This is a genomic window from Nocardia sputorum, assembly GCF_027924405.1.
Taxonomy (GTDB): Bacteria; Actinomycetota; Actinomycetes; order Mycobacteriales; family Mycobacteriaceae; genus Nocardia; species Nocardia sputorum.
The window spans coordinates 1,630,536-1,652,935 of record NZ_AP026978.1 but is presented as its reverse complement, the minus strand read 5'-3'; the positions used below and the strand labels follow the sequence as shown (position 1 = coordinate 1,652,935).

The window sequence follows — 22,400 nt, the reverse complement described above, 5'->3', positions numbered from 1 at the left end:
GATCTAGATCGTAGGGGCGGGTCACGAGGCGGGAGTTCGGATGCAGCAAATATCTCGCAACGGATTGATCACCGGATAAATCTGCTGCTAAATGCCTTTTTCGGCATTCGCGAGACCTTCCGGAGGAGGCTTCGGCGCAGTTCTGGGAACCACCGCCAGAAGCGCTTTCTCGATCGTTTCCCGGCGCGCGGGACCGTCCTCGGGGCCCAGATCCAAGCAGAAGCTGTCGACCACGGCCGAGCCCATCGTGACCACCTTGGCCCAGCGGACATCGGCTCCGCACTCGGCCAGCTCCGCGGCGAGGCGGCTGAGCAAGCCGACCCGGTCCTCAGCGCGCAATTCCAGGATCACCTGACCGGGCACCGAGGTGTCCGACCAGATCAGGCGGGGCTGCGCCTGCGCGTAGCGGCTGCGGCCGATGGTGCTCGCCTCGCGCTCGCGTTTGGCCAGCGCCGCGGAGACGTCCAGGTCCCCGGCCGTGGCGCGGATCAGTTCCTGGCGCAGCAGTCCCGGATCCGGCGGATCGCCGAACTTGGGCGCGACGACGAAAGTGTCCACCGCGGAGGAGCCTTCGACGCCGAGCGCGGCCGACAGCACGCGCAGCGAATGCAGCGCCAGCACGCCCGCGGCGTCGGAGAGCAGCCCGGAGCTGTCGGGCGCGATGACGGTGACGACATAGGTGTGCTTGCTCTCCCCTGGCTTCAGATCGACGTGCACCCCGCCCGCCCGGGCCCGCTCGATCAAGTCCGGTGCGATCGGCTCCGGCGTCGGCAGCTGGTCGCCCGCCATGACCAACCGGCAGCGCCGGACCAGTTCGCCGATCAGCGACGCCTTCCAATCGCCCCACACGCCGGGACCGGTCGCCTGCGAATCCGCCTCCGCCAGGGTGTGCAGCAGTTCCAGCAGTTGCGGATCACCGTCGAGCGCGTCGACGACGTACCGCACCGTTTCCGGATCGGACAGATCGCGCCGGGTCGCGGTTTCCGGCAGCAGCAGGTGATGACGCACGACCGCGCTGAGGGTGCGGACGTCCGACGGCCACAGACCGAGGCGGCGGCCGATGTGGGTGGCCAGTTCCGCGCCGACCGCGCTGTGATCGCCCGCGCGGCCCTTGCCTATGTCGTGCAGCAGCGCGCCCAGGGCGAGCAGGTCCGGGCGCGCCACCCGGGTGCTCAGCCCGCCCGCGTAGGCGACGGTCTCCATGAGATGGCGGTCGACGGTCCAGATGTGCTGGACGTCGCGCGGCGGCAGATCGCGCACGGCGCCCCACTCCGGCAGCAGCCTGCCCCACAAGCCCGTGCGATCGAGCGCCTCGATCGCGTCGATGGTGCCGCGGCCCGCGCCCAACAGCACCAGCAGGTCGTTGAGGGCATCTTTGGGCCACGGCTCGCGTAGTTCGGGGGCGTCCTCCGATAGCCGGTTCAAGGTGGTGGCCGACATGGGCAGACCGGTCTGCGCCGACGCGGCCGCCACGCGCAGGATCAGTCCTGGGTCGCGCTGCGGGCGGGCGTCCCTGGCCAGCACGACTTCGCCCGCGTGCTCGACGACCCCCTCGTCCAGCGGCCTGCGTACCGGCATCCGGCGCAGGCGCGCCAATCCCCGGCGGGGCAGCGCGTTGGCCGCGGTGCGCAGTCCGACGTCCACGGAGTAACTGACCGTCCGGGCCGAATCGCTCAGGGTGCGCGCCAGATCGAACCGATCGCCGATGCGCAGGGCCGCGCCGATCTCGTCGGCGTCCTGCGCCCGCAGTTGGTCGCGGGCCCGGCCCGCCACGCGGTGCAGTTCGGTGCGCACGTCGAGCAGGCGCCGATGCGCCTGCTTCAATCCGCCGCCCGGCACGTCCGGGCCCAGTCCCGGCATCGCGTCGGTCAGCTGGGCGATGGCCAGCGCGTCGAGCAGCTGGATGTCGCGCAGCCCGCCGCGCCCGTTCTTCAGATCGGGCTCGGCGCGGTGCGCGATCTCGCCGTTGCGCTCCCATCTGGCCTGGGCCTGGGCGATGAGCTCATCGAACCGGGAGCGGATGCCGGTGCGCCACTCCCGGCGCACCCCGCCGATCAGCAGGTTGCTCAATTCCTGGTCGCCGATGATGTGCCTGGCCTCGAGCATGCCCAGCGCGGCGATGAGATCGTCCGAGGCCACCCGCAGCGCCTGCGGAACGGTCCGCACACTGTGGTCGAGTTTGATGTGGGCGTCCCACAGCGGGTACCACAGCTGGTCGGCGACCTCGGCCACCCGGGCCGGGTCGACGTCGTCGTGCAGCAGCACCAGATCCAGATCGGAGAACGGCAGCATCTCGCCGCGGCCGAGACCGCCGACGGCCACCACGGCCAAGCCACTGTCGGGAGCGATGCCCAGCTCGGCGCCCTTGCTGGTGAGCCACAGTTCGTAGAGGTCGACCAGGGCCTGGCGCAACGACTCGGCGTCGAGCCGGGGATTGCGCGGCTGGCCGCCGTCGAGCAATTGGGTTCGCGCACGGACCAGGTCGGCCGCGCCGTTGGACACCTTGCCGTTGCCTTCTCCGGTGACCTTCGGATCACCGTCGTGCTGGTACTGACTACCCACAACCCACCGCCCATTTCATGCGCGCGGCCCCGCCCCGACCGGGAGGTCCGGCGGGAGCGGGGCCGCCGCTCGACTCGTTTTCCGCTACAGCGCGTCGGTGCCGCGTTCGCCGGTCCGCACCCGGATGATGGACTCCACCGGAGTGACCCAGACCTTGCCGTCGCCGATCTTGCCGGTGCGGGAGGCCTCCACGATCACCTCCACGACCTTCTCGACGGAGGCGTCGTCCACGACGACCTCGACGCGGACCTTCGGCACGAAATCGACGGAGTACTCCGCGCCGCGGTACACCTCGGTGTGGCCCTTCTGCCGGCCGTACCCTTGGACCTCGCTGACGGTCATGCCCAACACACCCGCCTGCTCGAGCCCGGACTTGACGTCCTCGAGCGTGAACGGTTTGACGATTGCGGTGATCAGTTTCATGTTCGTCATGCCTCCTTGACGGCCGAACGTGCCGTGCTACCCAGAGCGGCGAAGTCGTAGGCGGTTTCCGCGTGCTCGGACTCGTCCAAGCCCACCGACTCTGCTTCCTCGCTCACGCGCAGCCCAATGGTGAACTTCACGATATAGGCAATGATCAGCGTCGCGATGAAGGAGAACGCAAGTACCACACCGGCGCCCACCGCCTGCCGCCACAGCTGATCGACTCCGCCGCCGTAGAACAGACCGGTCTTGGCCGCACCCGCCTCGGGCGCCGCGACGAAACCGACCATCAGGGTGCCGACGATGCCGCCGACCAAGTGCACGCCGACCACGTCGAGCGAGTCGTCGAAGCCGAACTTGAACTTCAGGCCGACCGCGAGGGCGCACAGCGCGCCGGCGACGACGCCGATGGCGAGCGCGCCGAGCACGTTCACCGAGGAACAGGACGGGGTGATGGCGACCAGACCCGCCACGATGCCCGAGGCAGCGCCCAGCGAGGTGGGCTTGCCGTCGCGGATCTTCTCCACCAGCAGCCAGGCCAGCATCGCGGCGCAGGTCGCGATGGTGGTGGTGACGAAGGTGGAACCGGCGAGGCCACCGGAGGTCACCGCGGAACCTGCGTTGAAGCCGAACCAGCCGAACCACAGCAGACCGGCGCCGAGCATCACGAACGGCAGGTTGTGCGGGCGGAACGGCGTCGTCGGCCAGCCCTTGCGCTTGCCGAGCACCAGCACCAGGGCCAGACCGGCCGCACCGGCGTTGATGTGCACCGCCGTGCCGCCCGCGAAGTCGACAGCGAGCAGTTTGTTGGCGATCCAGCCGCCCTCGTGCACGACGTTGCCGTCGGCGTCCTTCACGTCGAAGTCGAACACCCAGTGCGCGACCGGGAAGTAGACCACCGTGGACCAGATGCCCGCGAAGAGCAGCCACGCGCCGAACTTCAAGCGGTCGGCGACCGCGCCCGAGATGAGGGCAACCGTGATGATGGCGAACATCAGCTGGAAGGCGACGAAGACGGTCGCCGGAATCGTGCCCGCGAGCGGGATGTTCACCGCTTCGGTGGTGACCGCGCCCGCCGCGTCCTTGACCTCGGCGACGGAGTTGCCGCCGATCAGGCCCTTCAGGCCGAAGAACTGCGTCGGGTCACCGATCAGGCCGAACTTGTTGTCACCGAAGGCCGTCGAGTATCCGTACAGCGACCACAGCACGCCGACCAGGCCCATGGCGCTGATGCTCATCATGATCATGTTGAGCACGTTCTTCGACCGGACCATGCCGCCGTAGAAGAAAGCCAGGCCCGGCGTCATCAGCAACACCAGCGCCGAGCTCGCCAGCATCCATGCGGTGTCACCGGTATCCGGTGCACCGGTAAGTGGAAACGCCACTTTAATGTCCTCCTCATCTCGGGCCCCGCCGATTCCGGCAAATGGACCTGAACAGAAGGGTCCTTACTCGGTGTTTCATCCGTAGAGCTGACGTGTTTCACCTACGTGAACGGATGGCGCAGCTGTGTTGCCACTACGTTTCGTCACGTACACCAGGCGTTTTCCGGCGCTGTGAGGTAGTCGTCCGGGAATCGGACATTCGTTATCGCGGAGGAGGACTCGGCAAACATCCGGGGTGTGACCGCCCTCGCATTCCCGGGGCCCGGGATGGACCGCGGCCCGCCGACCGGAACAGCGCGGGCCGCAGTCCCTTTCGAAGGAGCCTGCGAGCGGGAAGACTCAGCCCAGCAGTGCGTCCACGAACGCGGCGGGCTCGAACGGAGCCAGGTCGTCGGCGCCCTCGCCGAGCCCGACCAGCTTCACCGGCACGCCCAGTTCGTGCTGGACCTGGAAGACGATGCCGCCCTTGGCCGTGCCGTCCAGCTTGGTCAGCACGACGCCGGTGATGTCGACCACTTCGGCGAACACCCTGGCCTGGGTCAGCCCGTTCTGCCCGACGGTCGCGTCCAGCACGAGCAGGACCTCGTCGACGGCGGCCTTCTTCTCCACCACGCGCTTGACCTTGCCCAGCTCGTCCATCAGTCCCGTCTTGGTGTGCAGCCGCCCGGCGGTGTCGATGAGCACCGCGTCCACGCCGCGCTCGATGCCCGCCGCCACCGCGTCGAACGCGACCGCGGCGGGATCGGCGCCTTCGCGGCCGCGGACGGTGTCGGCGCCGACCCGCTCGCCCCAGGTCTGCAACTGGTCGGCGGCCGCGGCGCGGAAGGTGTCGGCCGCGCCGAGCAGCACGCGGCGGCCGTCGGCGACGAGCACGCGCGCCAGCTTGCCGGTGGTGGTGGTCTTACCGGTGCCGTTCACGCCGACCACCAGCAGGATCGAGGGGTGGTCCGGGTGCGGCAGCGCGCGCACCGAGCGGTCCAGCTCCGGTCGCAGCTGCTCGATCAGCACGTCGCGCAGCACCGCACGGGCCTCGTCGGCGGTGCGCACACTGCGCGCCGCCATCTCCGAACGCAGCCGTGCGACGACCGCCGTGGTGCTGGCGGTGCCGAGGTCGGCCAGCACGAGGGTGTCCTCGACCTCCTCCCAGGAGTCCTCGTCGAGGTCACCGCCACCGAGCAGGCCGAGCAGGCTCTTGCCGACCGCGTTCTGCGAGCGGGACAGGCGTCCGCGCAACCGGACCAGGCGGCCGGCCGTGGGTTCGATCTCCTCCAGCGCGGCGGGCGCCTCGACGCCCGCGGGCGTGTCGGGAGCGACCAGGTCGGTGGCCGCTGCGGTGTCCGGGCCCGCGGTGACCGGCTCGGCGGCCGTGTCCGCGGCCTCGGTCTCGTCCGCCGTGCCGGGCGCGCTGTCGGCGACCGGACCCTCCGGCGGCGCCACCGCATCGGTGGCGGGGGGTGCCGTCTCGGGTTCGACCGGCGCGGCCCCGGCGGCCGGCGGCGCCTCGGCGACGTCCGCGTCCGGCAACGGAACGTTGGTGATGCCGCGTCTGGGCGCGTCGCGCGGGATCGCCGCGTCGTCGCCGACGTGCGGCTGTCCTTCGGTATCGGTGCGCTCGACCGGTTGCGGTTCGGTCGCCGTGCCGCCCCGGCTGAAGGCGAATCCGCCGGACGCGGTGTAACCACCGGACCGATCGGTCACCTCCTTGTCCTGCGTGGGCGGAGTCAGCGACACGCGGCCGCGCTTGTACCGGACGAAACCGGCGACGAGCACGACGAGCAGCAGTGCGGCGACCGCGGCGATCAGGATCCAGACTTCGGGACTCACGCGAACCATCCTTGCAGACCGCTCGTCACGTACCCGGCCCCGAGCCGCACCGGGTGCGCGAGTCGCCGCCCCCGGCAAGCCGCACGAGTCCGGCGAACACCGCAGGTCCCGGGCCGTGGACATGCCCGGGCGGGCACCGACACAGCCCTCCAGATTTCTTGTCCTGCGGAACTTCTCGCGAAGGGACAATAGGATCGGCGACGTGACCGATCGAAACGTGCTTGGGGGGCCGCTGGAAGAGTGCGGCACCGATCCTCTCACCGGCTTCTACCGGGACGGCTGCTGCAGTACCGGGCCGGAGGATCTGGGCAGCCACACCGTGTGCACCGTCGTCACGGCAGAATTCCTGGAACATCAGGCGTCCATCGGAAACGATTTGAGCACGCCGCGCCCAGAGAACAATTTTCCCGGTCTCCAGCCGGGCGACCGATGGTGCGTGGTGGCCGTGCGATGGCTGCACGCGCACGAGGACGGCGTCGCCGCCCCCGTGATCCTGGCCGCCACGCATGAGAACGCCCTGGAAGTGATCTCGATGGACATCCTGCGCAAGTACGCCGTCGACGTGCCCGACGACGTCAGCGATCTGCTCTGACTCGCCGCTAGCACTCCCCCATCGGCCGCCGCGGGAGCGGCCGACAGGCACTGCCCTCGCTCTGCGATCGGCGTCATGTCTCAACAGCGCACCACATGGCGCAATTGCGCCAGTGCCGCTAGCGCGCCGCCGCGACACGTCGACGGTGCGCCTTCTGACGGCATGCCGCCGAGCAGTATTTCGCCCTGCGCCCGATCCCGGCGCGGGGCACCGGTGCGTGACACACCGGACAATCCGCGCCCCCGTTTTCGTTATGTTCGGTCGTTTCGTTACGACTCTCGTCCACGCTCGCGCGTTCCGTTACGATCGCCGCACCCGGCCCTGCCCGCAGCGCGTCGAGCACGATCGCGGCGGTACGGTCGACGCCGCCCCGGGTCTTCCGAAGCTGTTGAATCGCAACACATCCGGTGAAGATCGCGAGCACGTCATCGATCCCGATGTCGGCGCGGACGGCGCCCTGCCGCTGAGCGGCTAGCAGCAGCACGTCCAGTGCGCGGTGAAACCGCACACCCGCGCTCTGCAAGAGCGCCCGCGGCCAGCCGTCGTCGGATTGAACCAAGTCGCACAAGGCCTGGTTGCCGGGCGTGGTGGCGATCACGGTGGCGCAGAAGTCGAAGAAGGCGGCCCCGGCGTCCGGTGCGCCGACGTGCTCGGCGGCAAGCCGCGCCAGCCCGTCGATGCGCTGCTGCATAACGGCTTCCAGCAGATCGGCCTTGGTCGGGAAGTGCCGGTAGACCGTGCCCGCCCCGACACCGGCTCTGCGGGCGACTTCGGCCAGTGACACCGAGGCGCCCTGCTCGGCGAAGGCGCGCTGCGCGGCCGCGAGCACGCGGGCTCGATTGCGCCGGGCGTCCGCGCGCGACGTCGCGGCGGGAGCGAGCGATGCGGTCATTTCGTTACGGCCTTCCGACAAGTTCCCTAGTGGATCGGGTCGCGGCACCCGTATCGTCCGAATCCGGGTTACCCAACCCGATTCTATCGAGCAGAGAAGGCGAAGCATGTCCTTTCAGCACACCCTCATCCTGGTCACCGGCGCCACCGGCAAACAGGGCGGCGTAACCGCCCGCAAGCTGCTGGCGGACGGCAGGGCGGTGCGCGCGCTGGTCCGCGACGCGCACGCGCCGGCCGCACGCGAGTTGGCCGCGGCCGGTGCGGAACTCGTCGTCGGCGATTTCGATTCGCCGGAAACCTTGCCCGCGGCGCTGGCCGGTGCCACCGGGCTGTTCCTGGTCCCGCCCGCGGCCTACCGTGCACAGGGCTGGGACGTCGACCTGGAAGCCGCACGCGGACAGGCGATCGTGCGCGCGGCGCTCGACGCCGGTGTGCGGCAGATCGTGTTCACCGGCATCGCGTCGATGGGCGACAACACATCCTGGGGCACGACCGGAAAGCAGCGCATCGAAGAGGCTATCGTCGCCGCAGGCATCCGCTACACGCTGCTGCGCCCTGTGCGCTTCATGGAGAACTACCTGCTGCGTACGTCGCCCGTCGACGGCATCTTCGACGGCGTGCACCGGCACCTGTTTCCCGCCGAAGGCCCGATGAAGGTCATCGCGCTCGCGGACATCGGCGACATCGCCGCTCTGGCGTTCGCCGATCCAGACGGATTCCACGGCCGCGTCCTGGAACTCGCGGGCGACGTACTGGCTCCGCCCGCGGCCGCCGCGGCGATCAGTGCGGCGACCGGCCACCCCGTCCGCTATCACGAGGTCTCCGAAGCCGAGGCGGACGCCATCGGTGCGGAGATCGGCAACACCTGGCGCTTGATGCGGCACACCGGCGGATGGAGGGCCGACGTCGACGAGATCCGCCGGATCCATCCCGGACTGCGGACCTTCGACGCCTGGCTGGCGGAAACCGGTGCGGCGCAGATCAAAGCGCTGCTGGACAGCGAGAAGGCGGGCGCTGGACGGTGACCGGCGTCGGCCGGTCACGGCCCGACGCCGCCTGGGCGCGTTGACGGTGGCGGGCAGCTGTCGCCCGTGAATCCGGCCGGGTGAGCGGGGATGCCTATCCGGCCGGCCGCCGTGGCCGCTGGGCTTCGCGGCGGAGACGATCGGCCGACCGAGGCCGTGTGGGAGCCGGGTGGGCGGCGCCGAAGGCTGGTGCGTACGAGGTCCGCTCGATATCGCATCAGCCTGCTCACCGAGCTGATCGAGCTACGCGCGCTCGCCGCGTGGCGAGCCGGCCATCCGGGGTACCGCGTCGTCGCGTTGTGGTGCGGCGGGCGCGGCGTACCCTCGGCATAGTGGTACGCCTGCGCAGACGAGCCCACCGTGACCCGGTGGGCGCCGAAGTCGACGAGATATTCGGGCCGTCGCGCAAGCACATCCACGAGCGCAAGGAGTGGGTGGCGATCGCGAAAGTCGACGATCGCATCTCGGGCGACGATCCGCTGGTCGATCTGGACTCCGGCACCGTCACCCTCCCCGGACGCCGCGGATGACCGTGTGGCGGCTCAGCCCACCGGGGCCAGGTTCTCCCCGCGCAGCCGCTGAGAGATCACCTGGGTGATGCCGTCGCCGCGCATGCTGACGCCGTAGAGCGCGTCGGCGATCTCCATCGTCGGCTTCTGGTGGGTGATGACGATCAGCTGGCTCTTCTCCCGCAACTGCTCGAACAGGCCGATCAGGCGGCGCAGGTTGGTGTCGTCCAGCGCCGCCTCGACCTCGTCCATCACATAGAACGGCGAGGGCCGGGCGCGGAAGATCGCCACCAGCAACGCGACCGCGGTCAGCGACTTCTCGCCGCCGGACAGCAGGGACAGCCGCTTGACCTTCTTGCCCGGCGGCCGGGCCTCCACCTCGATGCCGGTGGTGAGCATGTCCGAGGGGTCGGTGAGCAGCAGCCTGCCCTCGCCACCGGGGAACAGCTTCGCGAACACCTCGACGAACTCGCGCTCCACATCGGCGTATGCCTCGGTGAACACCTGGAGGATGCGGGCATCGACCTCGGCGACCACGTCCAGGAGATCCTTGCGCGCGCTCTTGACGTCCTCCAGTTGGGTGGCGAGGAAGTTGTAGCGCTCCTCCAGCGCCGCGAATTCCTCCAGCGCCAAGGGATTCACCTTGCCCAGGGTGGCGAGGTCCTTCTCCGCGCGCTTGGCACGGCGCTCCTGGGTCTGCCGGTCGTACGGCATCGGGGCGGGCTCGCTGACCTGCTCGCCCCGCTCCTTGGCCTGCTCGTACTCCTGCATCTCCAGCGCCGAGGGCGGCAGCGGCACATCCGGCCCGTATTCGGCGATCAGGTCGTCCAGAGCGATGCCGAACTGCTCGGCGATGGTCGCCTCCAGTTGCTCGATGCGCAGCGCGGCTTGGGCTTTCGCCACCTCGTCCCGGTGCACCGCGTCGGTGAGCTGGGACAGCTGCGCGGTGAGCGCGCGCACCCGCTCCTTGACCTGCTCGACCTGTGCGGCGCACTCCGAGCGCCTGCGCACCAGTTCGTCGCGCCGAGCGCCCGCCTCCCCGACGACGCGCTCCAGCTCGGCGGCGATCTTCGCACCGGATTCGGCGACCGCGGCGGCCACCTCCGCCGCCTTCTTGCGCGCGGCCTGGGCGCGTTCGGCCCGCGCCCGGTTCTCCCGTTCGGCGCGCGCGGCGCGGCGTAGCGAATCCGCCTTGCCGCGTACGGATTCCGCTCGTTCCTCGGCGGTGCGCACGGCAAGCCTGGCCTCGACCTCCATCGCGCGCGCCTCGGCCAGCGCGGCCGCCGCCTCCTCGCGTGCGCGGCCCGCGGATTCGGTGCCCGCCGCGCCCGCACCGTCGGCGTCCACCTCGGATTGTTCGAGCTCCGCGTGCCGCAGGCGATCCTCCAGCTCGGCCAGCGAGGCCAGCGCCTCTTCCCGGCCGGCCTCCGCGTCGTCGCGCTGGCCGAGGAGCCGTTCGCTCTCCGCGTGCGCAGTGCGGGCGGTCTGGCCGAGCCTGCCCAGCCGTTCGTAGATCGCGACCAGCGCCTGATCGGATTCGTGCAGCGCGAGCAGCGCCTGGTCGACGGCGTCCTTGCGGTCGGACTGTTCCTCGAGCGCGCCGGACAGCGCGGCCTCGAGTTCCTCGGCGCGGCGCTGCGCGGCGACCAGTTCGGCCCGGGCGGCATCGATGTCGGCCTGGATCTCCAGCTGGCTGGGCGCGCGATCCGAACCACCGAGCAGCCAGCCGTTTCCGGCGAGATCGCCGTCGCGGGTGACCACACGCAGCTCGGGCCGCGCCGCGACCAGCGCGCGGGCGGACGGCAGGTCGTCGGCCACGGCGGTTCCCGAGGTCAGCGCCGCGATCGCGCCGCGCACCGGGTCGGGGCACTCCACCACGTCGACCAGCCAGCGGGCGCCGCCGGGCAAGGCGCCCGGCTTCGGCGGCTCGCCGCTGTCGGTGCCGAAGACCACGGCGGCGCGGCCACCGTCGGCGTCCTTGAGCGCTTCGATCGCGGCGTGCGCGGACTCGCCGGTATCGGCGGCGACGGCGTCGGCCAGCGGGCCCAGCGCGGCCGCGACCGCCGCCTCGAAGCCCGCGTGCACGCGCAGCAGGCCCGACAGCGGTCCGAGCAATCCCTGTTCGCGGTGCTCCACCAGCCAGGCCACACCGTCGCGGCGGGCCAGGTTCATCCCCAGCGCCTCGATGCGCGCGCTCAGCGACGCGACCCGCTTGCTTGCCTCGCGGTCCTGCTCACGCAGTTCGGTGACGCGCTGATCGGCCAGTTCGAGGGCCTGCACGGCGTGCTCGTGCTGGGCGTCGAGCCCCGCCTCGCCCGCGTCGAGTTCGGCCAGTTCGTCCTGCACCGTGTCGAATTCGGTCTGCGCCGCCTCGCCGCGGTGGCGGGCGTCGGCGATGGCGACCGACAGGCGCGCGATCTCCGCGTCCACCGACTGCGCCCTGGCCCGCAGCGTGTCGACCTTGCCGGACAACCGGGCCACGCCCTCGCGCCGGTCGGCGATCGCCCGCACGGCGGCCAGATGCGCCTGCTCGGCGGCCTTGGCGGCGTGTTCACGTTCGGCCAGCTGGTCCCTGGCCGCTTCCAGGGTCTCGGCGGCCATCTCGACCGCCTCGCGCAGCTCGGCTTCCTCGGCTTCGACGCGGTCGGCCTCGGCCTCGAGCTGCTCGGGATCGCGGCCGGTGCTGACCGGAGCGGCAGCGTCCAGGTGCCGCGCCCGGTCGCCCGCGATCCGGATGGTCGCGTTGACCCGCTCGGCCAGCGCCGAGAGCTGGAACCAGATCTGGGCGGCGGCCTCGGCGCTCGGCGTCAGCCGCGACAGCTGGAATTCCTGCTGCGCCAGCGCCGCGTTGGCCGCGTCCAGCTCGGTCTGCACGGTGATCTGCTGCTCGCGCGCGTACGCCTCCTTGCTCTGCTGGCTCGCGAGTTCCGCGCGGCGGGTGACCAGGTCGTCGGCCGCCAGGCGCAGCCGGGCGTCGCGCAGATCGGCCTGCACGGTCTGCGCCCTGCGGGCCACTTCGGCCTGCCTGCCGAGCGGTTTGAGCTGGCGGCGCAATTCGGTGGTGAGGTCGGTCAGCCGGGCCAGGTTGGCCTGCATGGCCTCCAGCTTGCGGACCGCCTTCTCCTTGCGTTTGCGGTGCTTGAGCACACCGGCGGCCTCCTCGACGAACGCGCGCCGGTCCTCCGGGCGCGACTCGAGGATGGCCGACAGCTGACCCTGCCCGACGATGACGTGCATCTCCCGGCCGATGCCCGAGTCGCTGAGCAGCTCCTGCACGTCCATCAAGCGGCAGGAGTTGCCGTTGATCTCGTATTCGCCCGCGCCGTCGCGGAACATGCGCCGGGTGATGGACACCTCGGCGTAGTCGATCGGCAGCGCGCCGTCGGAATTGTCGATGGTCAGCGTGACCTCGGCGCGGCCGAGCGGTGCGCGTCCGGCGGTGCCCGCGAAGATCACGTCCTGCATCTTGCCGCCGCGCAGCGCCTTCGCGCCCTGCTCGCCCATCACCCAGGTGAGCGCGTCGACGACGTTCGATTTGCCCGATCCGTTCGGACCGACCACACACGTGATGCCGGGCTCCAACCGCAACGTCGTCGCGGACGCGAAGGATTTGAAGCCCTTCAACGTCAGGCTCTTCAGGTGCAAGTTCGACGACCTTTCCGTGTTCTGCCCGGTCGGCCGTTCCGCGTGGTCGAGGCAGCGCATCCCGGCGACCAGTCATGGTATCCGTCGCGTGCCGGGCGTTTCCCGGCCCCGACGGCGCACGCGGCCGAGTGGCGGTTCGGCGACATCCGTAGGTTATCGACTCGCCGCCGGTTCGCGCGCATTTCGATGTGCCCGAGGTTTGCCGACGCGGCTCCCGGCCGTGTCGGCCGCACCCGGTCACGTCGGTTGCGCCGGCCCGGCGCGGGACGCGCCGCGGCGCGGAAAGCGCCCGCGCGCTCGGTCGATCGGCCACCCGCTCCCGGCTCGCTGGTCCGCCGATTCCGGGCGGTCTCGAACTGGCACTGACGTCGCGCGCTCCGGCCACATACGATCCCTCTGATTCGCCAGCGGAACGTTCGGGAGCGCACCACGATGTCGGCCCCTTCGCCAGGGACAAGCACGCGGTTCCGCCTTGCCCGGATCACGGGGCTGGTTCTCGGCAGCCTGGTGTTCCTGCACGCCTGTGAGCGCAGCAAGAGCGCTCTGCTCAGCGATGTGCGGGTGGAGGTGGCGGTCGCGGCCGCCCTCGCGGCGGGCGCCCTGGCCGCGGCGTGGTTCGAGATCAAGCTGCGGGCGCTGGAGCAGGACGCCGACCCGCCGTGGGACGACCAGGACGAGGACGAAACTCCCAGTTCTGGGAATTTTCGCGGTCGAGCCGGGCGCTCGGCCGACCCGGCGTACGGCACCGGCCGACGACCCCCGCCCAGCGGCGTCGGCGCGCGGCCCGCGCCCGTGACCGACCCCGAGGACGACGACGTGCCCGAACCCGGGCGCGGCGATTTCGTTGCCGGGATAGCGCGGACATTGCGGATCACCCGAACCGGTAGCTCGGACGAACCGCAGCCACTGTTCCCGCTGGGCGCGATGACGAAATGGCTGCGCCGCGTCGACCACGACGACGACAGCGACCCCGGCGACCACGACGAGATGGAACAGGTCACTCGCACCGAGACGGGCGAACTCGTGATCGAGTCGAGCAGGCGAACGGTGCGGGCCAAGATCTCCCGCTCCGGCGACCTCGTCGTGCACGGCCGCGGGCACAGTGGCGCACCGCCACGATCCGAGTGGAAGTGGACGTTCCAGCCAGACACATTCCCCGCCATCCGCGTCGCACTCGGCGACGGGCCCGGCGATCTCCTCGACCTGCTCGAGGAGACCATCCCCTGGCTCGACGCCGGAGCCCGCCACGACCCCGGCGCGTGGTTGCGCGCGCACGACATTCCCGCGACCTATCGGGAGAAGGGCGTCAGCGCCACACAGGAAACCCGCGAACTCCCCGTGCTCCAGCCGGGGCGTCCCCCGCAGCCACCCCGTGCGGGCAGGTCCCCCCGGAAGCCGTCGCGCGACGCGTCCGGCGCCGCGCGCACGCCCACCGAAGCCGTGGACGCCCGAGCCCGCCGGCAAGGATCCGCCGAACCAACGCCCGCGCGGGGCGAAAGGCGCTCCGCCCAGCGCAGAGGGGACGATTCGCAGTCTTGGCGTCACGATGCCGATCGAGTTCGCGGGGACGCTCCCCGGCCCGCCGCACGACAGACCCGCTCGTCCGACGACTACGCTTCGCCCGCGCGCCGCCACCGCGACGAGCCCGAACCCGCTCGGCAGGGCCATCGATCCCCCCGGACCGGCGGAGCGGACCCGATCGCCCGTCCTACGCCGGGCCGTCCTGATCTGCCGAGACGTCGGCATCAAGCGCCCGCCGACGACCCGCGCCATGCCGGCGGACAGCCGGACGAATACGACGACGCGGAGGTCCGGCAGCCGCGAACGGGTCGGCAGACCGGGCGCAGGGGGAACCCGCAGACGCCCACGGAACTCGAGCCCAAGACCAGGCGACGAGAGCGGCACGAGCCCTCCGACGGCCCCTTCGATCGAGGCCCGGAACGGACCTACGACCAACCGCCGCCCGGCCGCCGCCACCGCGGCGATCAGCGATCACGCTACGAAACCTCGCACGAGTCCTCCCGGCGCGGCTGGTAGGGGAGGAAAACGGCGCTGCTACCCGGCGAACCGGGTGGCAGCGCAGCGAAGCTCAGCTCATCCGTTGGGTGAAACGGCCGTTCTCGAAGCCGGCCACCATGCGGAACGCGAGGACCGCGCCCCACGGGCCGATCACCCAGATCGGCCAGAAGTAAGTGAACGCGCCGACGCTCAGCGAGATCGCGCCCCAGATGACGAGCACCAGCAGGCTCACGCCGAGCCAGGTGCTGCCTTCGATCCGCTGCCAGATCGGGATGCGCGGGCGCGCGGCAGCCGGTGCGGCGGCGTCCTTGCCGAGGTCGGGCAGATCGGACAGCACCGAGCGCAGGTCCTCGCGATCGGTGGTGGCGTACACCTGGGCGACGCGCTGGTCGTATTCGGGCAGATCCAGCCGCCCGTCTGCCATATGCCTGCCGAGCAGGCGCACCACGGCGTCGCGTTCGGCATTCGAGGCGCGGGTGCCGGTGGAGATGTCCATGCTTGGTCCTATCGACGGTTCCACCCTCCATAGTGGAATATGACTCCATCATAACCCTCCAAAGTGGAATGTCAACCTCCGGGCCGATTCCCGCTCGAAACGCGCGCCTCGGCGCCATCCGGCGGTAGGGTTCCATCAGGAACAGCTGTATGGACAGGTGTTCAGCTCGCGGATCCGCCGAGCGGCCGGATCCGCGTCCCGACGAACTCGCTCAGGAGGCACAGGTGTCGGAGACCGTCCGCGGGGTCGTGGCCCGCAGCAAGGGCGCACCGGTGGAGATCACCGAGGTCGTGATCCCCGATCCGGGCCCGCACGACGTGGTGGTGCGGGTGCAGGCGTGCGGTGTCTGCCACACCGATCTGCACTATCGCGACGGCGGGATCACCGACGACTTCCCGTTCCTGCTCGGCCACGAGGCCGCCGGTGTGGTGGAGACCGTCGGCGCCGCGGTCACCCACGTGGCGGAAGGCGACTACGTGATCCTCAACTGGCGCGCGGTCTGCGGCGAGTGCCGGGCGTGCAAACGGGGCCGTCCCTGGTACTGCTTCGACAGTCGCAACGCGAGCGCGAAGATGACGCTCGCCGACGGAACCGAGCTGGCACCCGCGCTGGGCATCGGCGCGTTCGTCGACAAGACCGTCGTGCACGAGGGCCAGTGCACCAAGGTGGATCCGGCCGCCGACCCCGCGGTGGCGGGCCTGCTCGGCTGCGGCGTGATGGCGGGCATCGGCGCGGCGCTGCACACCGGCAACGTCTCGATCGGCGACAGCGTCGCGGTGATCGGCTGCGGCGGCGTCGGCGACGCGGCCATCGCCGGGGCCCGGCTGGCCGGGGCGAAGACCATCATCGCGGTCGACCGCGACGCCCGGAAACTGCGCTGGGCCATCGACTTCGGCGCCACTCACACGGTCGACGCCACCACCGAGGACGTGGCCGAGAAGATCCAGGAGTACACCGACGGGTGGGGCGCCGACGTCGTCATCGACGCCGTCGGGCGGCCGGAGACCTGGAAGCAGGCGTTCTACGGCCGCGACCTGGCGGGCACGGTGGTTCTCGTCGGCGTGCCGACGCCGGAGATGACCATCGAGATGCCGCTGCTGGACCTGTTCTCCCGCGGCGGCGCGCTGAAGTCCTCGTGGTACGGCGACTGTCTGCCGGAACGCGACTTCCCCACCCTGATCGACCTGCACCGCCAGGGACGGCTGCCGCTGGACCGCTTCGTCACCGAACGCATCGGCCTCGACCAGGTGGAGGGGGCCTTCGCCAAGATGCACGCCGGCGACGTGCTGCGCTCGGTGGTGGTCTGGTGACCGCCCGCATCGACCGCGTCGTCACTTCCGGCGACTTCTGTCTCGACGGCGGCACCTGGGCGGTGGACAACAACATCTGGTTGGTCGGCGGCGACGACGAGGTGGTCGTCATCGACGCCGCCCACGACGCCGACCCGATCGTCGCGGCGGTCGCCGGGCGTACGGTCCGCGCGATCGTGTGCACCCACGGGCACAACGATCACGTGACGGTCGCTCCCGAGCTGGCCGAGCGGCTGAACGCCCCGATCCTGTTGCATCCTGGGGACGAGCCGCTGTGGCGCATGACCCATCCGGAAGCCGAGTACCGGCCGCTCGCGGACGGTGCGCGGATCGCCGTGGCGGACAGCGAGATCCAGGTGCTGCACACGCCCGGCCACTCCCCCGGATCGGTCGCACTGCATCTGCCCGACGCGAAGGTCGTGTTCACCGGCGACACGTTGTTCGCCGGTGGGCCCGGCGCGACCGGCCGCTCGTTCTCCGATTTCGGCACGATCATCGAGTCGATTCGCGAACGCCTGCTGACGCTCCCGGAGGAGACCACGGTCCATACCGGGCACGGCGATTCCACCACCATCGGCGCGGAGAAACCCTTCCTCGCCGACTGGATCGCGCGCGGCCACTGACCGCCGCGGGCGGCACACGGCACCGCCCGCGTTCACCCGCGGTAGGCGTACCGGCGATCCAGATCCAGATTCACCTGGAGGACGTCCACGCGCGGCTCACCGAGGAATCCCAGCGTCCGGCCGCTGGTGTGCTCGTCCACCAGGGCCCGGACCTGGTCTTCGGAAACCCCGCGCGCCTTCGCGACGCGGGAAACCTGGATGGCCGCGTACTCCGGAGAGATGTTCGGGTCCAGTCCACTCCCGCTCGCGGCGACAGCATCGGCCGGCACCGCCGGATCGGCGGGCGCGTCGCCCCGGATCGGGACGACACGCCCGGCGGAGTAATCCTGTCCCGGTTCGGCGCAGTCGACCCGGACGCCGCGGTAGGCGGCGACGAACGGCCGCGCCGGGCACGCCTCGTTGACGCTGACCACCCGCACCGGATGCGCGACGCCGCCATCGCGGTCGCGCGGTCCGAGTACCGAGAGCACCGCGCCCACACCGTCTTTCGTGCAGAACGGACGGCTGCCGTCGACCCCCTCACGGTCGCCGACCTCCTTGCTGCGGGCACACACCGTGGTGAGCAGGCTCGCGCGTGCCGGTGTGTCGACGATGTCCTCCGGTCCGAGATTGCTCGCGGCGGTGGACATCGGGTCGTAGCCGTCACCGGCGGCCGAGGGACGGCTCTGGAAGTACTGCACCAGAGCCGCACCGTCGGCGGCGGTGAACGATTGCCCGATCAGGCTGGAACCTACGGTCGTTCCGTTCACCTCGACCAGCGACCCGTCCGCCTTCTCGTGCAGGCCGGGGAGCTGGGCTGCCGCGAAAACCGCCAGGGGATACACGATTCCGGTGATCGCCGTGAGCGCGAGCAATGCGCGCAGGGCGGCGAGATGCTGCCGGATCCAGGTTGAAAGGCGCATATCAGGACATCCCGGGAAGGAACTGGACCACGAGGTCGATGAGTTTGATGCCGAGGAACGGCGCGATGATGCCGCCGAGCCCGTAGACGGTCAGGTTGCGGCTGAGCAACTTCGACGCGTTCGACGGCCGGTAACGCACGCCGCGCAAAGCCAGCGGGATCAACGCCACGATGACGACGGCGTTGAAGATCACCGCGGACAGGATCGCCGACTGCGGGCTGGACAGCCGCATGACGTTGAGCAGGTCCAGACCGGGGAACAGCGGCACGAACAGCGCGGGAATGATCGCGAAGTACTTGGCGATGTCGTTGGCGATGGAGAACGTCGTCAGCGCCCCGCGCGTGATGAGCAACTGTTTGCCGATCTCGACGATCTCGATCAGCTTGGTCGGGTCGGAGTCCAGATCCACCATGTTGCCCGCCTCTTTGGCGGCCGACGTCCCGGTGTTCATCGCGACGCCCACGTCGGCCTGCGCGAGCGCGGGCGCGTCGTTGGTGCCGTCGCCGGTCATCGCGACCAGCCGCCCGCCCTCCTGTTCCCGTTTGATCAGCGCCAGCTTGTCCTCCGGCGTCGCCTCGGCGAGGAAGTCGTCGACACCCGCTTCGTCCGCGATCGCCTGAGCGGTCAACGGGTTGTCGCCAGTGATCATCACCGTGCGGATGCCCATGCTGCGCATCTCGTCGAACCGCTCGCGCATGCCCTGCTTCACCACGTCTTTGAGGTGGATCACGCCGAGCACCCGGGCGCCGTCGCCGTCGACCTGGCCGACGACCAGCGGCGTGCCGCCCGCGGCGGAGATGCCGTCGACGGTCGCGCCGAGTTCAGCGGGCACCGAACCGCCCCGAGACCGCACCCATTCGGTGACCGCACTCGCCGCGCCCTTACGCAGCATGCGGTCCTCGACATCGACGCCCGACATCCGGGTCTGCGCGGTGAACTCCACCCACCGCGCGTGACTCAGCTCGCCGGGCGTCCGCTCCCGCAGACCGTAGGCCTGTTTGGCGTAGACCACGATGGAACGTCCCTCCGGCGTCTCGTCGGCCAAGCTGGAAAGCTGTGCGGCGTCGGCCAGTTCCGCCGTGCTCACGCCGGGCACCGGGACGAAGTCCGCGGCCTGACGATTGCCGAGCGTGATGGTGCCGGTCTTGTCCAGCAGCAGGGTGTTCACGTCTCCGGCTGCCTCGACGGCACGACCGGACATGGCGAGCACATTGCGCTGCACCAGGCGGTCCATGCCCGCGATGCCGATCGCCGACAGCAACGCGCCGATGGTCGTGGGGATCAGGCACACCAGCAGCGAGACCAGCACGATGCCGGTGACGCCGTGCGCGTCCAGCGCCGAGGTGTCCGGCACGCCCGGGTTGTTCGCCTTGCTGAAGATCGCCATCGGCTGCAGCGTGACGACCGCGAAGACGAAGATGATCGTCAGCGCCGCGAGCAGGATGTTCAGCGCGGTCTCGTTCGGGGTCTTCTGCCTGCTCGCGCCCTCCACGAGCGCGATCATCCTGTCGATGAAGCTGCGGCCGGGTTCCTGGGTGATCCGCACGACGATCCGGTCCGACAACACGGTGGTGCCGCCGGTCACGGCCGAGCGGTCACCGCCGGATTCGCGGATCACCGGCGCGGATTCACCGGTGATCGCCGACTCGTCGACCGACGCGATGCCTTCCACGACGTCGCCGTCGCCCGGGATCACCTGCCCGGCCTCGACCACGACGTGATCGCCGCGGCGCAGGTCCGTGGCGGCGACGCGTTCCTCGACCGGCCGCGCGCCCGGCGACCACTCCACCAGCCGCCGCGCGACGGTGTCGGTCTTCGCCTTGCGCAGGGTGTCGGCCTGCGCCTTGCCGCGCCCCTCCGCGACGGCCTCGGCCAGGTTGGCGAAGAGCACGGTGAGCCACAGCCACACCACGGTCGCCCAGGCGAAGAAGCTCGGGTCCACCAGCGCGAGAACGGTCGACCACACCGCGCCGAGTTCGACGATCAGCATCACGGGGTTGCGCCACAGGGTGCGCGGATCGAGCTTGCGCACCGCGTCCGGCAGCGAGGTCAGCAGCATCTTGGGGTCGAGAACCCCGCTCGGGACACTCTTGGCCTGCCGCCGCCGATCGGACTCGGCCCGCGCCGCGACCAGGTCATCGATTGCGGAACTGGACATGTCAGTGGATTCCTTCGGCGAGCGGCCCGAGCGCCAGCGCGGGCAGGAAGGTGAGCGCGACCAGGATCACCGTCACGCCGACGACCATGCCGACGAACTGCGGCCGGTGTGTCGGCAGCGTGCCGATCGACGCGGGAGTGGTGCCCTGCCGAGCCAGCGAACCGGCCAGGGCGAGCACGAAGATAATCGGCAGGAAACGGCCGAACAGCATGGCCAGGCCCAGCGCGGTGTTGTACCACTCGGTGTTGCCGGTCAGTCCCGCGAAGGCGGAGCCGTTGTTGTTGGCGGCCGAGGTGAAGGCGTACAGCACCTCCGACAGACCGTGCGGCCCCGAATTCAGCATGCTCGCGCGCCGGCCTGGCATCGCCATGGCCGCGGCGGTGCCGACCAGCACGATCAGCGGGCTGATCAGGAAATACGACGCGGCCAGCTTGATCTCGCGCGGTGTGATCTTCTTGCCGAGGTACTCCGGCGTGCGGCCGACCATCAACCCGGCGACGAACACCGTGATCACCGCCAGGATCAGCATGCCGTACAGCCCCGATCCGGTGCCGCCGGGCGCGACTTCGCCCAGCTGCATGTTGAACATCATCATCAGGCCGCCGAGGCTGGTGTAGGAGTCGTGGAACGAGTCGACGGCGCCTGTCGAGGTCAGCGTGGTCGAGGCGGCGAAAGTCGCCGAATTCGACACGCCGAAACGCTGTTCCACGCCTTCCATCGATGCGCCGATCGCGGTCGGCACCGTGCCGTGGTGCTGGAGCTGGAACAGGTTCGTCAGCGTGACGCTGATCAGTGCGATCGTCCCCATCACCGCGACGATCGCGTAGCCCTGCCTGCGGCTGCCCACCATCCGGCCGAAGGTGCGCGGCAGCGAGAAGCTGATCACCAGCAGCAAGAAGATCTCCACCCAGTTGGTCCAGGTGGCCGGGTTCTCGAACGGGTGCGACGAGTTGGCGTTGTAGAAGCCCCCGCCGTTGGTACCGAGTTCCTTGATCACCTCTTGGCTGGCGACCGGGCCGCCGGTGATGGTCTGCCGCGTCCCGCTCAGCGTCCGCGCCGCTTGGTCGTGCAAGTGGAAATTCTGGATCACACCGCCCACCACCAGCACGAGCGCGAAGACGAAGGCGATCGGCAGCAGGATGCGCAGCGTGCCGCGCACCAGATCCACCCAGAAGTTGCCGAGATCGCCGGTGTGCCTGCGAGCGAACCCGCGTACCAGCGCCACGGCCACCGCCATGCCCACCGCCGCCGAGACGAAGTTCTGCACCGCGAGCCCGGCCATCTGCACCAGGTGCCCCTGGGTGGATTCACCGGAGTAGTTCTGCCAGTTGGTGTTGGTGACGAAACTGACCGCGGTGTTCCAGGCCAGCGCGGGCGTCATCTCGGTGCCCGGATCGTTCAGGTGCAGGGGTAACCGGCCCTGTACGAGCTGGAAGAAGAACAGGAAGAGAATGCCGACCGCCGAAAAGGCCAGCACGCTGCGCGCGTACACGGGCCAAGGCTGCTCGACTTCGGGGTGCGCTCCGATCGCGCGGTAGACGAGACGTTCGACGCGCGAATGCTCGCGTCCGTCGTAGACCCGGTACATGTAGTCGCCCAGCGGCACGTGCACCAGCGCGAGCGCAAGGATCAGAGAGGCCACGAAGACGATCCCCGCGGTTGTCGTGCTCACTCAGAACCTCTCGGGAAACAGCAGCGCCGCGACCAGATAGACCGCTGTGCCGACGGCGAGAACCAGACCGACCAGATTCGCGGTCACAACTTCTCCACCCCGCGCTGGATCAACCCCAGCAGCGCGAACGCCGCCACGGTGAGCGCGGTGAACACCACGACCGACATAACTCGACCAACCTCCATCCGCGCGCCGGGCTTCGGCGCGACAGAGCGAGTGAAGCGCGCCTATGGCGCGTCCCGTCGGTTCCTGACGACTTCTTGACGCCTCGATACTCGGCATTTGCGGTTCGTTGACGGTCACGCGCCGCCCGCAAGGATGGCGTCAAGGAACGCGGACGGACCGTCAACACCCCGTAAATATC

General features: G+C 70.1%; 18 protein-coding genes. 6 read left to right on the top strand and 12 right to left on the bottom strand.

Features of this window, described 5'->3' with window-relative positions; all coding sequences use genetic code 11:
- Positions 1-87: 87 nt before the first annotated feature.
- The 4 genes from QMG86_RS07445 to ftsY all read right to left on the bottom strand — a co-directional run bounded on the left by QMG86_RS07445 (position 88) and on the right by ftsY (position 6,203).
- Positions 88-2,502, bottom strand: coding sequence for a [protein-PII] uridylyltransferase (locus QMG86_RS07445; protein WP_281880824.1), 2,415 nt, complete (start codon positions 2,500-2,502; stop codon positions 88-90).
- 144 nt (positions 2,503-2,646) lie between these two features.
- Positions 2,647-2,985 carry a P-II family nitrogen regulator gene (locus QMG86_RS07440; RefSeq protein ID WP_159838907.1) on the bottom strand — a complete coding sequence of 113 codons (339 nt, stop codon included), beginning with the start codon at positions 2,983-2,985 and terminating at the stop codon, positions 2,647-2,649.
- A gap of 5 nt (positions 2,986-2,990) precedes the next feature.
- Entirely contained in the window at positions 2,991-4,370 is a 1,380-nt protein-coding gene (locus QMG86_RS07435; protein ID WP_281878500.1) for an ammonium transporter, read from the bottom strand.
- 339 nt (positions 4,371-4,709) lie between these two features.
- Complete coding sequence (gene ftsY, locus QMG86_RS07430) at positions 4,710-6,203, bottom strand: signal recognition particle-docking protein FtsY (RefSeq protein WP_434086161.1); 1,494 nt, start codon at positions 6,201-6,203, stop codon at positions 4,710-4,712.
- A gap of 193 nt (positions 6,204-6,396) precedes the next feature.
- On the opposite strand from ftsY, the gene QMG86_RS07425 reads away from it, so the two are divergent.
- Positions 6,397-6,786 (top strand): DUF2237 family protein, encoded by a 390-nt coding sequence (locus tag QMG86_RS07425; RefSeq protein WP_040836797.1) that lies wholly within the window; start codon positions 6,397-6,399, stop codon positions 6,784-6,786.
- A gap of 118 nt (positions 6,787-6,904) precedes the next feature.
- Here QMG86_RS07425 and QMG86_RS07420 read toward each other — a convergent pair whose 3' ends face one another.
- Positions 6,905-7,615, bottom strand: coding sequence for a TetR/AcrR family transcriptional regulator (locus QMG86_RS07420; protein ID WP_281878498.1), 711 nt, complete (start codon positions 7,613-7,615; stop codon positions 6,905-6,907).
- A gap of 169 nt (positions 7,616-7,784) precedes the next feature.
- Between QMG86_RS07420 and QMG86_RS07415 the strand changes: the two genes are divergently transcribed.
- Positions 7,785-8,702 carry an NmrA family NAD(P)-binding protein gene (locus tag QMG86_RS07415; protein ID WP_281878496.1) on the top strand — a complete coding sequence of 306 codons (918 nt, stop codon included), beginning with the start codon at positions 7,785-7,787 and terminating at the stop codon, positions 8,700-8,702.
- 368 nt (positions 8,703-9,070) lie between these two features.
- Positions 9,071-9,232: a hypothetical protein gene (locus tag QMG86_RS07410; RefSeq protein WP_281878495.1), complete on the top strand. Its 162-nt coding sequence runs from the start codon at positions 9,071-9,073 to the stop codon at positions 9,230-9,232.
- Between the two features lie 12 nt (positions 9,233-9,244).
- Here the strand turns inward: QMG86_RS07410 and smc are convergent, their stop codons facing one another.
- On the bottom strand, positions 9,245-12,856 hold the full coding sequence (gene smc, locus QMG86_RS07405; protein WP_281878494.1) for a chromosome segregation protein SMC: 3,612 nt from the start codon (positions 12,854-12,856) through the stop codon (positions 9,245-9,247).
- Between the two features lie 432 nt (positions 12,857-13,288).
- Between smc and QMG86_RS07400 the strand changes: the two genes are divergently transcribed.
- A complete protein-coding gene (locus QMG86_RS07400) occupies positions 13,289-14,893 on the top strand; it encodes a hypothetical protein (protein ID WP_281878493.1) in 1,605 nt (534 codons plus the stop codon).
- 52 nt (positions 14,894-14,945) lie between these two features.
- Here QMG86_RS07400 and QMG86_RS07395 read toward each other — a convergent pair whose 3' ends face one another.
- Complete coding sequence (locus QMG86_RS07395; protein ID WP_281878491.1) at positions 14,946-15,371, bottom strand: DUF1707 SHOCT-like domain-containing protein; 426 nt, start codon at positions 15,369-15,371, stop codon at positions 14,946-14,948.
- A 224-nt stretch (positions 15,372-15,595) separates the two neighbouring features.
- On the opposite strand from QMG86_RS07395, the gene QMG86_RS07390 reads away from it, so the two are divergent.
- Both QMG86_RS07390 and QMG86_RS07385 read left to right on the top strand, forming a co-directional pair.
- Positions 15,596-16,681 carry an S-(hydroxymethyl)mycothiol dehydrogenase gene (locus QMG86_RS07390; RefSeq protein ID WP_281878488.1) on the top strand — a complete coding sequence of 362 codons (1,086 nt, stop codon included), beginning with the start codon at positions 15,596-15,598 and terminating at the stop codon, positions 16,679-16,681.
- Complete coding sequence (locus tag QMG86_RS07385; RefSeq protein ID WP_434085675.1) at positions 16,675-17,304, top strand: MBL fold metallo-hydrolase; 630 nt, start codon at positions 16,675-16,677, stop codon at positions 17,302-17,304. Before QMG86_RS07390 ends, QMG86_RS07385 begins: the two co-directional genes overlap by 7 nt.
- Before the next feature lie 32 nt (positions 17,305-17,336).
- On the opposite strand, the gene QMG86_RS07380 is transcribed toward QMG86_RS07385, so the two are convergent.
- The 5 genes from QMG86_RS07380 to QMG86_RS07360 all read right to left on the bottom strand — a co-directional run bounded on the left by QMG86_RS07380 (position 17,337) and on the right by QMG86_RS07360 (position 22,221).
- Complete coding sequence (locus QMG86_RS07380; protein WP_281878484.1) at positions 17,337-18,206, bottom strand: potassium-transporting ATPase subunit C; 870 nt, start codon at positions 18,204-18,206, stop codon at positions 17,337-17,339.
- A 1-nt stretch (position 18,207) separates the two neighbouring features.
- The gene (kdpB, locus tag QMG86_RS07375) at positions 18,208-20,265 is read right to left on the bottom strand and encodes a potassium-transporting ATPase subunit KdpB (protein ID WP_281880822.1); all 2,058 of its coding nucleotides are present in this window, start codon (positions 20,263-20,265) and stop codon (positions 18,208-18,210) included.
- Between the two features lie 100 nt (positions 20,266-20,365).
- Complete coding sequence (gene kdpA, locus QMG86_RS07370; RefSeq protein ID WP_281878483.1) at positions 20,366-22,036, bottom strand: potassium-transporting ATPase subunit KdpA; 1,671 nt, start codon at positions 22,034-22,036, stop codon at positions 20,366-20,368.
- Complete coding sequence (gene kdpF, locus QMG86_RS07365) at positions 22,037-22,123, bottom strand: K(+)-transporting ATPase subunit F (RefSeq protein ID WP_281880820.1); 87 nt, start codon at positions 22,121-22,123, stop codon at positions 22,037-22,039.
- Complete coding sequence (locus QMG86_RS07360; protein WP_195083923.1) at positions 22,120-22,221, bottom strand: potassium-transporting ATPase; 102 nt, start codon at positions 22,219-22,221, stop codon at positions 22,120-22,122. The genes kdpF and QMG86_RS07360 overlap by 4 nt, the downstream gene beginning before the upstream one ends.
- Between the last annotated feature and the right edge of the window lie 179 nt (positions 22,222-22,400).